This is a genomic window from Achromobacter sp. CSND-B12, assembly GCF_052906545.1.
Window position 1 is genome coordinate 6513702 of sequence record NZ_JBREGJ010000001.1, and the last position, 12698, is coordinate 6526399.

At 68.4% G+C, this 12698-nt stretch carries 11 protein-coding genes; 5 read left to right on the forward strand and 6 right to left on the reverse strand.

Annotated features, from left to right (window positions below; all coding sequences use genetic code 11):
* Positions 1 to 41: 41 nt before the first annotated feature.
* The 4 genes from ACUTAG_RS30565 (at position 42) to ACUTAG_RS30580 (ending at position 3938) form a co-directional block, all read left to right on the forward strand.
* On the forward strand, positions 42 to 1208 hold the full coding sequence (locus tag ACUTAG_RS30565) for an HPP family protein (RefSeq protein ID WP_054498901.1): 1167 nt from the start codon (positions 42 to 44) through the stop codon (positions 1206 to 1208).
* A 68-nt stretch (positions 1209 to 1276) separates the two neighbouring features.
* The gene (locus ACUTAG_RS30570) at positions 1277 to 2716 is read left to right on the forward strand and encodes a sensor histidine kinase (RefSeq protein ID WP_148318901.1); all 1440 of its coding nucleotides are present in this window, start codon (positions 1277 to 1279) and stop codon (positions 2714 to 2716) included.
* On the forward strand, positions 2713 to 3327 hold the full coding sequence (locus ACUTAG_RS30575) for a response regulator transcription factor (RefSeq protein ID WP_020927790.1): 615 nt from the start codon (positions 2713 to 2715) through the stop codon (positions 3325 to 3327). The genes ACUTAG_RS30570 and ACUTAG_RS30575 overlap by 4 nt, the downstream gene beginning before the upstream one ends.
* Positions 3328 to 3449: 122 nt before the next feature.
* Positions 3450 to 3938, forward strand: coding sequence for a GlcG/HbpS family heme-binding protein (locus ACUTAG_RS30580; protein ID WP_026383091.1), 489 nt, complete (start codon positions 3450 to 3452; stop codon positions 3936 to 3938).
* A 110-nt stretch (positions 3939 to 4048) separates the two neighbouring features.
* On the opposite strand, the gene ACUTAG_RS30585 is transcribed toward ACUTAG_RS30580, so the two are convergent.
* The gene (locus ACUTAG_RS30585; RefSeq protein WP_446650438.1) at positions 4049 to 5326 is read right to left on the reverse strand and encodes a hypothetical protein; all 1278 of its coding nucleotides are present in this window, start codon (positions 5324 to 5326) and stop codon (positions 4049 to 4051) included.
* Between the two features lie 278 nt (positions 5327 to 5604).
* On the opposite strand from ACUTAG_RS30585, the gene ACUTAG_RS30590 reads away from it, so the two are divergent.
* Positions 5605 to 6795, forward strand: a complete 1191-nt coding sequence (locus ACUTAG_RS30590) for a hypothetical protein (protein WP_262352283.1) — start codon at positions 5605 to 5607, stop codon at positions 6793 to 6795.
* A gap of 256 nt (positions 6796 to 7051) precedes the next feature.
* On the opposite strand, the gene ACUTAG_RS30595 is transcribed toward ACUTAG_RS30590, so the two are convergent.
* From ACUTAG_RS30595 to ACUTAG_RS30615, 5 genes are all read right to left on the reverse strand, one after another.
* Positions 7052 to 9259 carry a rhodanese-like domain-containing protein gene (locus ACUTAG_RS30595; protein ID WP_148318897.1) on the reverse strand — a complete coding sequence of 736 codons (2208 nt, stop codon included), beginning with the start codon at positions 9257 to 9259 and terminating at the stop codon, positions 7052 to 7054.
* 178 nt (positions 9260 to 9437) lie between these two features.
* The gene (locus ACUTAG_RS30600; RefSeq protein WP_006385372.1) at positions 9438 to 10367 is read right to left on the reverse strand and encodes a CysB family HTH-type transcriptional regulator; all 930 of its coding nucleotides are present in this window, start codon (positions 10365 to 10367) and stop codon (positions 9438 to 9440) included.
* A gap of 13 nt (positions 10368 to 10380) precedes the next feature.
* A complete protein-coding gene (locus ACUTAG_RS30605; RefSeq protein ID WP_006385371.1) occupies positions 10381 to 10728 on the reverse strand; it encodes a VOC family protein in 348 nt (115 codons plus the stop codon).
* Positions 10729 to 10850: 122 nt separating this feature from the next.
* Positions 10851 to 12056, reverse strand: a complete 1206-nt coding sequence (gene metC / locus ACUTAG_RS30610) for a cystathionine beta-lyase (RefSeq protein ID WP_148318895.1) — start codon at positions 12054 to 12056, stop codon at positions 10851 to 10853.
* On the reverse strand, positions 12053 to 12679 hold the full coding sequence (locus ACUTAG_RS30615) for a cysteine dioxygenase family protein (RefSeq protein ID WP_047990843.1): 627 nt from the start codon (positions 12677 to 12679) through the stop codon (positions 12053 to 12055). Before ACUTAG_RS30615 ends, metC begins: the two co-directional genes overlap by 4 nt.
* Between the last annotated feature and the right edge of the window lie 19 nt (positions 12680 to 12698).

The following is a 12698-nucleotide window of genomic DNA, read 5'->3' on the forward strand; positions in this document are numbered from 1 at the left end:
TTGTCGTCCCCCGATATATCTGGAACGGCGAGGAGAAGGTTTTGGGTGTGGCAATCAAGCGCTGGCTGGGTGCGTTCGCGCCAGCGCCGGTCGGCGTCAATACACGCGAGAAGCTCTATGGCGCGGTAGGCGCGCTGGTCGGGCTGTTCTGCACCGAATGGGTCGGACACCATGCGCTGGGCAGCGCCAATCCGTGGTTCATCGCACCCATGGGCGCTTCCGCCGTGCTGCTGTTCGCCGCGCCCGCCAGCCCGCTGGCCCAGCCCTGGTCGATCATGGCGGGCAATTTCGTCTCGGCCCTGATCGGCGTGTTCTGCGCCCAATCGATCGCCGACCCCGGCGTGGCCGCGGCTACCGCCGCCGCGCTGGCGATCGCCACCATGTTCTGGCTGCGCTGCCTGCATCCGCCCAGCGGCGCCGTGGCCCTGACCGCGGTGCTGGGCGGACCGCAGGTAGCGGCGCTGGGCTATGGTTTCGCGTTGTGGCCGGTGGCCTTGAATTCCGCCATCCTGCTCAGCATCGCCGTGGTCTTCAACGGCCTGCTCAAGCGCAACTACCCGCGCCGCCACGCCGAACCGGCCACCAATCACCAGACCCGCGATCCGGCGCCCAGCGCGCGGCTCGGTTTCTCGCGCGCCGATCTCGACCAGGCCCTGGCGCAGCGCGGCGAGCTGCTCGACATCAGCAAGGAAGACCTCGAGGAAATCGTGCTGGCGGCCGAGTTGCGCGCCAGCCGCCGCCGCTTTGGCGACGTGCGCTGCGCCGACATCATGTCGCGCGACGTGGTCTCGGTGCAGCAGCAGGATCCGCTGGACTACGCCGTGCGCCTGTTCGACAAGCACCGGCTGCAATGGCTGCCGGTGCTTGATTCCGCCGGCCACTACGCCGGCATGCTGGCCCAGGGCGACGTGCTGGCGCGCAAGAGCCGGCCGGCCCAGGTGGCCGCGGCCGGCGGCGCGCCCGCCGACCTGCTGGTGGCCGACTGCATGCGCTCGGAAGTGCCGTTCGCCCACCCCGACCTGCCCGCGATCGAACTGGCCCGCCCCATGTCCGACAGCCTGCACTGCGTGCCGGTGCTGGGCCAGGACCGCGTGCTGGTGGGCCTGGTGACCCAATCCGACCTGGTGGCCGCGCTGCACCAGATGGCGCTGTCGGCCGCTTCCCAGACCGCGCCCGACACCGACGACAGCGACCGCCTGGCCGCTTGAAGCGGCGGCGCCCGCCTCCGTAGCCCTACGGATTCCGGGGCGGGCGGCCCGCAGGGCATAATTCCAGCGTGAAGCCCCCCTTGCGCCACCGCGCCCTCCTCTACTGGCTGGTCCTGTTCTGCCTTGGCGCCCTCTGGATCGGCCGCCAGCACTACGTCGACCAGTACGACCGTTTTTTCCAGGACACCAGCGTGGCGCAACGCATGCTGAGCCAGAAGACCGTGCAGCACGAAGCCGTGCTGGCCACGCTGGCCGCGCTGTCGCATCCGCCCGCGCCCGAACGGCTGTTTCCCAGCCTGCGCCCGGCCATGCCGCAATTGCGCGCGCTCGGCTACCTGCCGGACGGCGCCTGGGCCGGCAGCGTCCCAGAGCCGCCCGGCCTGCGCGCCGCCGTGGCGCAGGCCCGCGGCCTGGGCCGCCCCGTCACGCTGCCGCTGGACGCCGCCCGCTACTGGCTGGTGTCGCCATCCAGCTGGAGCCTGCTGGTGGACGCGCGCGACCTGCTCGCCGCGGCCGACTTTCCCGCCGGCCTGGCCAACCTGACGCTTGCCATCGGCCCGCAACCGCTGGCGCTGCTGCAACGCCAGCCCGAACCCGCCCCGTCCGGCTGGCCGCTGGCGCTGGCCAAGCCGCTGGGCGCGGCCAGCCAGCCTTTCATGCTGCACAGCGCGCGCACGCTGACGCCGGCCACCTGGCCCTGGCTGCCGTGGCTGCTGTGGGCCCTGACCAGCGCGCTGCTGGTGGCGGGCGTGGCGGCCGGCCGACGCTCGCGCGCCGAGGCCAGGCGCCAGCAGGAACAGGCGCGCGTGGCCGCGATGGCGCGCCTGAGCACCCTGGGCGAAATGGCGGCCGGCATCGCCCACGAGCTGAACCAGCCGCTGACCGCGATCCTGGCGCAGACGCGCGCCGCGCAACGCCTGCTGGACGACGACGAGGAACGCCCCACGGTGCGCCGCGCCTTGCTGGCCAGCGCCGAACAGGCCAAGCGCGCCGCCGACATCATCACTCGCATGCGCGCCCTGGTGCAGCCCAGCGCGCCGGGCAGGCGCGAAGCGCTGGACCCGGACGCGCTGGTGGCCTCGCTGCGTTTCCTGCGTGAACCCGAGCTGGCGCGCCAGGGCATCCAGCTGAGCTGGCGCAACGCCAGCCCCCAGGCCCGGCCGCTGGCCGACCGGGTGGCGCTGGAACAGATCCTGCACAACCTGGTGCAGAATGCCGCCGACGCGCTGGCCGGCGCCTCCGGCGCCCGCCACATCGCGCTCGAAGGCCGCACCGAGGGCGCCACCTACGTCTTCAGCGTCAGCGACAACGGCCCCGGCATCGCCGCCGACGCCTTGCCCCGGCTGTTCACGCCGTTTTACACCACCCGCGCCCAGGGCATGGGACTGGGCCTGGCGCTTTGCGAAACGCTGGCCGGCGCCATGGACGGCCGCCTCGCGGCGCGCAACCTGCAACCCGCGGGCGCCTGCTTCACCCTGGCGCTGCCGCTGGCCGGAGACGCCGCATGAACCTGTCCGCCCAATCGCCGCTGGTCTACCTGGTCGATGACGACGACGCCGTGCGCGACGCGCTGGCGCTGCTGCTGCGCACCGTCGGCCTGCGCAGCGAAAGCCATGCCGACCCGCAGCAATTCCTGGCGCAGCTGGCGCCGCAGGCCATCGGCTGCGTGGTGCTGGACATCCGCATGCCCGGCATCAGCGGGCTCGACGTGCTGGCGCGGCTGGCCGATACGTCCGACCTGCCGGTAGTGATGCTGACCGGCCACGCCAATGTCGACCTGTGCCGCCGCGCCTTCAAGGGTGGCGCCATGGAATTCCTGCAAAAGCCGGTGGACGACGACGTGTTCCTGGACGCCGTGCAGGCCGCTGTGCGCGGCCACATCGCCCGCCGCGAGCGGCTGGCCGTGACGCAGGCCGCCGCCGACCGCCTGGCGCGCCTGTCGACGCGCGAGCACGCAGTGCTCGAGCGCATCGTGCAGGGCATGAGCAACAAGGAAATCGCGCGCGAGTTCGACCTGTCGCCGCGGACCGTCGAAACCTATCGCGCCAACGTCTTCGCCAAGCTCGAAGCCGACTCGCTGGCGCAGCTGATCCGCCAGTACGCCACGCTGCTGGACTGAAGTCCGCCGCGCCGCCTCCGTAGTGCTACGGAGGCGCGTGGGTAATCGGGCGTATACCGCGCCGCCGCCCTTTTGGCCACACTGACTGCTCCTGATCCCCACACGAAAAAAGGACGCAGACCATGACCCGCCACCCGCTCGCCGCCCTGGTTGCCACGCTCGCCGTCAGCGGCGCCGCCCAAGCCGCCGTGCTCACCGAAAGCAATATCTCGACCGCCGACGCCCAGAAGCTGGCCAGCGCCGCCGTCGCCGCCTGCCAGGCCAAGGGCTACAACGTCAGCGCCTCGGTGGTCGACCGCGCCGGCCTGCTCAAGGCCTTCGTGCGCGCCGACAACGCCGGCCCGCACACCATCGAAGCCAGCCGCGCCAAGGCCTTCACCTCGGCCTCCGCCAAGGCGCCGACCCTGGCAATCATGGAAAACGCGCAGAAGAACCCCGGCGCCGCCAACCTGACCGACATCCCCGGCTACCTGCTGCTGGGCGGCGGCGTGCCCATCAAGGCCGGCAACAACGTCATCGGCGCCATCGGCGTGGCCGGCGCGCCCGGCGGCAACCTGGACGCGCAATGCGCGGATGCGGTGCTGGAAGAGAACGCGGCGTTGTTCAAGTAAGCGGCAAGGGGAGCTGGCCTCTGACCGCCGAATGGCGGACCATCAAGGGCCAGCCCTGCATTCTGACTCGAGGGGTTCCGACGCTAGCCGCCAGGCGGTGCGCGCCCGAATCACCAACCGACATCATCGACGTTATTGCCCACCACGGCGCAACTCGTCTCCGCGAGCGCCCAACTTCCTTCGGACAGCCACGCCGTGTCCATATCGGATAGCGGCGCGCGTATCTCTTCGTGCGAGACTGCGACCGGGATTTCTTCTGCTTTCCACGGTGGCGGAAGTGGAACCGTGGACCATGTGTCGGTAGCGATATCGAGTACGGCCAGTCCGCCTGTACCGCCGCCAAAACGTACCGGGTGATCTCGATATATCGATGCGATATACCTCCCGCTCGAATCGCAAACGAGCTCCCTCGGCTCGAACCATGGCTCCGACGACAATGGCACCTCCTGCCAGGCTTGGCGCCGCCCGTCCGCGGAAATCCGGATGACGGTGAGTCCATAGCGCGGCGTCTGCCCCCAGAGACAGAGATTTCCCGCGCGATCCATGGAAGGCATCCTGATATGTTCTATTCCGTCGAACACAACGGGGATCGGCACCACCTCATTCCCCCGACGCATCCGATAGATTGCGCTGCCCGCGTATATCTCGTGATAGCGTGAAAACAGGCCGGATGGACCAAAGGATTCGAGCAGGATTTCATCGTCCGAGATGTACTGCGCCTGGCCACCTTCCACAAATTTGAAGATGCCCGCGAACGGCTGTTCATGCATGCCGCGCCGGTCGAACTCCCAGATATCGAACTCCAGCAGCCGCACTCGCCGGCCCGGAGGAACCAGGCGCTCGCTGCGCCAGAATGCGATCCGCGACTCGTCGGGAGACATGAACGGCGACAACTTATTGCCCGGCGCAACCGGCACAACCTCGAAGGCGCTGCCGTCCGCGCGCATCAGCACGATTTGCAGGTCATGAAGCGAACGGCGCAGCTCGTCTTCGGTATCTCCATAGACGGGCATGCGCGACATCACAATGAAATTGCCTTTGGGCGAATAGCGCGCATAGGTATAGGAATAGGCGGGCGGCAGCGCGTAGCGATACAGCCGGCCGGAATCGAGTTGGTAACGCATGACGTCGCAGCGGTTGTCGCCGCTTTGGGCGCATTCGACAAACAGCCAATCCACGCCGTTCGGATGCACACTCAGGGAGCGGATATCCCTGCCCCCGTTCGGCGGCGAGAACGGCGTGCGCAGGGTCGGTGTGTCCGTCATCACGAGAGGTGCCTTTTTCTCGTGCGCGCCCAGGGAAGCCGAAGTCCAGAGCGACCACCACAGGGGCAGCACGCAGACCACCGTCGCGCCTGCCGCGAAAATCCACGCTCGATTTCGCTTCATCGTCGCCTTCGCACAGGTCAGAAGCCCGCCAAAGCGGCGGAACAATCCTCGGCAACGTATCTCGATGCCCGCTACAACTCCAGACTCGAACGGCCACAATAGGAACAACTCCTATTAATAGCGCCTCGCGTGAGTTCGGGCGCCCGTCGACGACAACGGCGGCTTGACGGAGGTTGGTCCGCTTTAGCCGAATCGGCGCTTTCGTCACCTTGACGATCGATATACGTTGTTGGGCATCGTCCCGCTGTCCTGCGGGCGTCTGAAGGCAAGCGGACGCAATGATGAAACGAAATCGGGGGTGGGCCTTCGCCGCGGCTTTGACGGCGGCTTGCGTCTTGCCATTGTGGTGGTCTTTCCTCGCCTCACCGCCCTCGACTACCGAAGTGAAAGCGAGGGCCGCGGCCGAGGTGGCGACGCCCACCGCGCAGACGCGCTTCTCGCCGCCCAATGGCGGCCGTGAGATCCGTTCGCTGAGCATTCATCCGAATGGCAGCGACTGGTTGTTCGTCGAGTGCGTTGAGCGGATTCATCAGCGCTGTGACGTGATGCGTTACCAGTTGAAGACAGGCCGTTTGTATCGCTACGGATTGCCTGAAGGCTTTCGCTACACGTACGCGCACTATTCGCCGCAAGGGCGCTACATCGTAATGTCTCGTCGGAAGATGCCCGGTGACTCCGAAGACGAGGAGCGCCGCTCGCTGGATGAATCTGAAATTGCGCTGATGCCCAGCGAAGGCGGTGTGCTGGCGATCATTCCGGCGGCGCGAGGAAACAAGTTATCCCCTTTCATGTCTCTGGACGAGACGAGGATCGCATTCTGGCGCAGTGCGCGCCTGTTGCCACCAGGTCGGCGCGTGCGCCTTCTGGAGTTCGATCTGTGGGAGTTTGACCTCTCGCGCGGCACGGAACGCCCTTTCTCGGGCTTGTTCAAGTTTGTCGAAGGGGGACAGGCGCAATACGTTTCGGACGACGAAATCCTCTTCCAGTCCTACGGCCCGTCCGGGCTCTTCACCGATTACCACGATCGCTATGGGCGTAGCGAGATTTATCGAATGAGACGTGGAGACGACAGGGTGCCGGTCCCATGTGCCTTTGATGGAATCTTGCATGCCGAACTGCCGTCCCAGGACCGGGCTGGCCATCTTTGCCTCCAGGGACAAACGCGTCGCCATGGATTGAGTGTGATCCGCCTGTCCTCGCAAGGCGTGCGGCAAGGGTGGCAGTTAATGCCTGGGAATTCAGGGTCGGTATTTGAGCCTCGCGAATTGCTATGCGCGCCCGGCGGCGACTATATCGCGGCGATCTACATGGATCAGCCCTCCACGCGGGGCAACAGGCTCGGAGGAATGGCTCTGCTGGATATCGCTACCACAACATGGTCCGCCATCCGCCTGCCCCCGTGGGCAGATGCGGAGATCATCCCCGTGGCAGCTTCATCTGCATTGGGCAATAGCGAAGTGAAACCGTAGTTCTTGACGATTGGAGTGAACGAAGATGGCTTCCGAATACGGCGACATCAGGCTGCTCAACCCGCATTGGGATGAGCTGGCCAGTCTTGTTCCTATCTAAGCGATTCGCTTTCCGCAACCTGATATGGCGTCTGGGCATGCTTATTCCGTTGAACACATTCGGCGTCGGCGCCACTTCACTCCTCCGAGGTATCCGATAGATTTCGCTGCCCGCGTATATCTCGTGATAGCGTGAAAACAGGTGGTCGAGTCGGCTTCAAGCCGCCGCAATCAGCCGGATATCCTCGCTGCCATCCCGCTCCAGCTGCGCGACCAACCCCAATTCCCAATCGAGGTAGTCGCGAAAGCCCTGGTCGCGCGCCGAGAGATCGTCGAACAGGTACGGACTGATACTCTGGTCGTCGTCGCCCGTCAGCACGCCATCGGCGCCTTGCGCCAGCGGCAGGCCCTGCGCCTGCCAGGCGCGGGTGCCGCCGAGCAGGTAGCGCACCGGGCGGCCGGTGCGCCAGGCCAGTTCGGCCGCCGCCACGGCGGCAAGCACGCCGTCGGGCGAGGTCAGCACGATCGTGCGCTGCGTGTCGGCCGGCAGGAACTCATGCAGGCGATCCGGCGCGGCGTAGCGCGCGCCCGGCACGTGGCCGCGCTCGTAGGCCAAGCGCGATTCGATGTCGAAGACCTCCGCCGAACCCGCGTCGATAGCCGCCTGCAAGGCCTGCGGCCGCAGCGCCGGCACGTCGGGCCGGTGCCGCAGCACCCGCCGCGGTTCGGCGCCGCGTTCCAACGGCGCCAGCGCCGGCGGCTGGTACAGGTAGACCTCGACCGCGCCCAGTTGCGCCAGCCAGGCGCCGGTGGTCTGGGCGCGCACGCCGTCCCAGTCGGCCAGCACCACGCGCGCGCGCCGGGTGGCCAGGTACTCGTCGGTGGCCTGCACCAGCTGGCCGCCAGGGGCCCAGCGCCAGCCCGGCAGGTGGCCGGTCTCGTATTCCTCGCGGGTGCGCACGTCGAACTTGTACAGCGTGCGCGTGCCCTGCTCGGCCTCGAAGGCGCGCAACGTGGCCGCGTCGATATGGCCGATGCCGGCACGCTGCGCCACGCCGCGCGCCTGCTCGCGCGCGGCGGCGGCGCTGTCGGCCGACGGTTCGGGCAGCGCCGGCTGGCGGCCATAGGCCAGTTCCCGGCCGGACAGCAGCCATTCCATGGTGCCGTTGCGCAGCGATGCGACGCGGTTCGGGATGCCGGCGTCGATCAGCGTCTGCGCGCCGACAATGCTGCGCGTGCGGCCGGCACAGTTCACCACCACGAAGGTGCTGGGATCCGGCGCCAGTTCGCGGATGCGGTAGACCAACTCGGCGCCCGGCAGACTGTGCGAGAACGGCAGCGTGAAGTTGTGGAATTCCTCAGGCGTGCGGCTGTCGACCACCACGATGTCGTCGCCGCGCGCGACCCGCTCGTGCAGGTCGTCGACGTCGATCCACGGCGTGTGCTTTTCGTGTTCGATGACTTCGCCGAAGGCCTTGCTGGGCACGTTGGTGCCAGAGAACAGTTCACGCCCTTCCCGCTCCCAGCCGTCGGTGCCGCCGGCCAGCACCGAGATGTCGGTCCAGCCCAGGCGCGTCAGCTTGGCGGCGGCCTGGTGCGCCAGGGTCTCGTCGTCGTCCACCAGCACGATGCGGGTGTCGCGGCGCGGCACCAGGCGGTCGGCCAGCACCTCCAGGCGCCACAGCGGCGCCGGCACCGCGTACAGCAGGTGGCGGCGGGCGTAGCGGCCTGCTTCGCGCACGTCCAGCACGGCGATCTCGGCCTCGCCGCGCAAAGCCTCCTGCAACCCGGCGGGCGACAGGCGCGCATGGTAGATCGCGGCCGGCGGCGAAAAGGTGCGGTAGGCGCCGCCGGCGGTGCTCTCGAACACCACGCGGCCGTGCAGGCGGTCAAGCGCCAGGCCGTAGAAATGCAGGTGCGCGCCGGGCGCGTCGCCCACCAGTTCGATGGTATGCACGTCGGCCGGTCCCAGCACGATGGAATTGCCCGCCGCCACGTCCACTCGTCGCACGTGGGTCAGCACGTCGCGCCCCGGCTCATTGCCGGCGCTGCGCGCATAGACCTCGTTGCGCTCGTTGCCCGCCACGCCGGCGATGATGGCCCAGGTGGTGTGGTCGTGCGGCGGCTGCGCCTTGCCGGGCTCGCCCAGCGACAGGTACAACGCGTAGCCGCCGTCGGCGTCCTCGGCCAGGCGGTAGATCGAGGTGGGCCGTCCGGGCACGACGGCAAAGGCCTCGGCGGGAAACAATTCCGCGCGGCGTCCGAGCGCTTCGAGCAGCCGGGCCGCCGGCGCCAGTTGTTCGGGCGTGGCGCGCGCGGGGTCCGGCACCAGCGCCTTGACCTGCGCGATGAAGTCCCGCACGGCGCGGGCGCGTTCGGTATCGTGACGGAAAGCGGCGGCGGCCGCGTCGGGATGGGTGCTCATGGGATCCGGAATTCCTGGGGTTGAAGAACCGGATCAGCCTACGTCCGCGACCGGGCGCGGACAACGTAGAAATGCGTCTATGGTTATGCGGACGGCGATGCGCGCATGCCCGCCGGCCGGCACGGCGCGGCATCGCGCCAGGCGCGCAGGCCACGCAGCCGCGCGCCCGCGCCTGGTCTCAGGCTTCGCCCTTGAGCGCCTGGTCCACCACCGCGCGCGTCAATGTCGGCACGAACATCTCGATGAAGTGGAAGGCATAGCCGCGCAGCCACGCCCCGCGGCGGATCGCCAGGCGCGTCAGGTTGATCTCGAACAGGTGGCGCGCGTCGATGGCGCACAGCCGCGTATCGCGCTCGGCGTCCCAGGCCACCGCGGCCACGATGCCCACGCCCAGTTCCAGCTCGACGTAGGTCTTGATGACGTCGGCGTCCATCGCGGTCATGACGATGTCGGGCGTGATGCCGGCGCGGGCGAAGGCCTCGTCGATGTGGGCGCGGCCGGTGTAGCCGCGCCCGTAGGTGATGATGGGATAGCGCGACAGCTGCGACAGGCTGATGCCGCCGTCCATCGCGGCGAGCGGATGACCCTTGGGCACGATGATGCTGTGGCTCCAGCGGTAGCACGGCAGGTTCAGCAGGCCGGGATAGTCGGCCACCGCCTCGGTCGCCACGCCGATATCGGCCTCGCCTTCGAGCAACATCTCGGAGACCTGCTTGGGCGAACCCTGGTGCAGGTGCAGCACCACCTCGGGATAGCGCTGGCGGAATTCCTTGATCACCGGCGGCAAGGCGTAGCGCGCCTGCGAATGCGTGGCCGCGATCGACAGCACGCCCTTGCGGCTGTCGGCGTACTCAGCGCCGGCATGACGGATGTTGTCGGCGCATTGCAGGATCTGCTCGACCAGCGGCAGGATCTGCTCGCCCGGCGGCGTCAGGCCGATCAGGCGCTTGCCCGAGCGCACGAAGATGTCGACGCCGACCTCCTCCTCCAGCTCGCGGATCTGGCGGCTGACGCCGGGCTGCGAGGTATGCAGGCTTTCGGACACATCGGTCAGGTTGAAATCGCGGCGCACGGCCTCGCGCACGGAACGCAGTTGCTGGAAGTTCATGGGATGCCGCCGCCTAGCCGAGAAATGCCAGTTGATTGCCGCTGGGGTCCTTGACGTACATGACGCGCGGCGAGGCGTCGGGCAGCGAACAGACCGGGTGAAAGCCGGCGTCGCGCAGCCGCAGCAGGATATCGTCGTAGGCGCGGGTGCGGATGGCCAGGTAGTCGGCCCTGAGCTCGCGGCTGACCTCGGCCACCGGCGACAGCGACAGGGTCGCGTCGCCCAGCGCGAACAGCAGGCGCCCCTCCGGGACCGGCATTTCATCCAGCCCGAGGGTGCCGCGGTAGAACTCGCGCACGGCATCCAGCTGCCGCGCCGCGAAGGAAAGCTGTACCGATCCGATCGAAGAAATAGAGGACATGCCCTGCCGCCAACCTTGGAACAAGGCAAATTCTAGACCCCGAAGGTCCAACCGGAAAAAGACGTTGTAATTGCTTCTACATAATCAGAATCCCTAAGGAAATGTGGTCATTTGCATATGCGTCAGGCGCTGCGGCGCAGGCCGTCGCGGACCGCGCCGAAGGCCCGGTCGAGGTCCTCGACCAGGTCCAGCGGATGCTCCAGGCCGATGTGCAGCCGCACCACTTCATGGCCGCCCTGCCACACGCTGTGCTCGGCCAGCCTTTCCGGCGCCGCTTCCAGCGCCAGGCTTTCGTAGCCGCCCCAGGACGCGCCGATGGAGAAATAGCGCAGCGCGTCGATGAAGCGCGCCGCCGCGCCCGGCTGCTCGGCCCGCAATGCGAACGACACCAGGCCGCTGGCGCCGCTGAAATCGCGCCGCCACAGCGCGTGGCCAGGATCCTGCGGCAACGCGGGATAGTAGGTCCGCGCCACGTCGGCGTGGCGCGACAGGTATTCGGCCACGCTCAGCGCGTTCTGGTGGTGGCGCGCCAGCCGCACGTCCAGCGTGCGCAGGCCGCGCAGCGTCAGGTAGGCATCGTCCGCGCCCACCGCCAGGCCGAGCGCGTCGTAGGTGGCGCCGACCTGCCGCGCCAGCTCGGGGCTGTCGACCGTGACCACACCCATCATCACGTCGGAATGGCCGGCCAGGTACTTGGTGGCGGCCTGGATCGAGATGTTGGCGCCCAGCGCCAGCGGCTGGTAGTAAAGGCCGCCGCTCCAGGTGTTGTCGGTGGCCACCAGCACGCCGCGGCTGCGCGCCTGGGCAGCCAGCGCCGGCAGGTCCAGCACCTCGAACAGCAGCGAGCTGGGCGACTCCAGGTACAGCAGCCGCGTGTTGGGGCGGAAGCGTTCAGCCAGATCGCCGCGGCCGGACGAGAAGTACTCGACCTCGATGCCGTAGCGCTGCAGCAGCGCCTTGTCGACGCGCCGCACCGGTGAGTAGACGCTGTCGGACACCAGCGCATGCTCGCCCGGCGCCAGGGTGGCCAGCAGCACCAGCACGATGGCCGACAGGCCGGACGGCGCCAGGATGCTGCGGTGGCCGCCTTCCAGCGACGCGACCGCCGCTTCCAGCGCCTGGTGCGTGTCCAGTCCATGGCGGCCATAGGTGGCGACGCGCTCGCCGGCGGCGCGCTGCGCGTTCAGCGCGGCATGGGTGGCGGTGTCGGCAAAGCGCACGGTGCTGGTGCGCACCACCGGCACGTTGACCGGGCCGGCGCCCTGCTTCAGGTCGGGGCTGCCGGCATGCACCAGCCGGGTCTGGACACGGGCGTGGTCGAGGCTCATGCGCGCTGCTCCTGGCCGGGCTTCATCTGGGTGGCGTTGTAGTTGACGATCTCGCCGGTGGCCAGGTCGATGCCGATGCGGCCCGACAGCGTCTCCAGCGGCTGCCCATACAGGTGGAAATGCAGGGTGGGCGCATCGCCGGTGACGTGGATGCTGTGGATGTCGTCCGGCAGGAACGACACCGACTGTCCAGGCTGCACCACCACTTCGCGCACCTGTTCCAGCGTGGCGCGGCCGGCCTGCGAGCCGTCGTCGCTGCGGCGGTAGACGCGGTTCAGCTCCTGGCCCGACAGCGCCACGATCACCGCCCAGGTGGTGTGGTTGTGCGGCAAGGTGGTCTTGCCCGGGTTGATCGAGTTCAGGTAGAGCGCCGGTTCGCCGGCGGCGTCGTCGGGATTGAGGCGGTAACGGGTCGAGGCCCCCACGCCCTGCCCCGGCGCGGGCGGCGCGAATTCGGTGGCGGGAAACAGCGCGCGCTGTTGCGCCAGTTGCTCCAGGCGCGTGGTAATCCGCGCCAGCAGGTCGCGCGTCAGCGGCGCGGCGGCCAGCAGGCCGCGGATGTCGGCCAGGGCGTCCTGCACCTGCTGGCGGCGTTCGAGAGTAACGGAAGATTCGGTGGTCATGTCGGCTCCGGGTTGCGGA

Excerpts from the sequence above, each read along its gene's own strand:
- ACUTAG_RS30615 (WP_047990843.1), bottom strand. The coding sequence starts at position 12,679 with ATGACCACCGAATCTTCCGTTACTCTCGAACGCCGCCAGCAGGTGCAG.
- ACUTAG_RS30585 (WP_446650438.1), bottom strand. The coding sequence starts at position 5,326 with ATGAAGCGAAATCGAGCGTGGATTTTCGCGGCAGGCGCGACGGTGGTC.
- ACUTAG_RS30590 (WP_262352283.1), top strand. The coding sequence starts at position 5,605 with ATGATGAAACGAAATCGGGGGTGGGCCTTCGCCGCGGCTTTGACGGCG.
- ACUTAG_RS30580 (WP_026383091.1), top strand. The coding sequence starts at position 3,450 with ATGACCCGCCACCCGCTCGCCGCCCTGGTTGCCACGCTCGCCGTCAGC.
- ACUTAG_RS30605 (WP_006385371.1), bottom strand. The coding sequence starts at position 10,728 with ATGTCCTCTATTTCTTCGATCGGATCGGTACAGCTTTCCTTCGCGGCG.
- metC (WP_148318895.1), bottom strand. The coding sequence starts at position 12,056 with ATGAGCCTCGACCACGCCCGTGTCCAGACCCGGCTGGTGCATGCCGGC.
- ACUTAG_RS30595 (WP_148318897.1), bottom strand. The coding sequence starts at position 9,259 with ATGAGCACCCATCCCGACGCGGCCGCCGCCGCTTTCCGTCACGATACC.
- ACUTAG_RS30600 (WP_006385372.1), bottom strand. The coding sequence starts at position 10,367 with ATGAACTTCCAGCAACTGCGTTCCGTGCGCGAGGCCGTGCGCCGCGAT.
- ACUTAG_RS30575 (WP_020927790.1), top strand. The coding sequence starts at position 2,713 with ATGAACCTGTCCGCCCAATCGCCGCTGGTCTACCTGGTCGATGACGAC.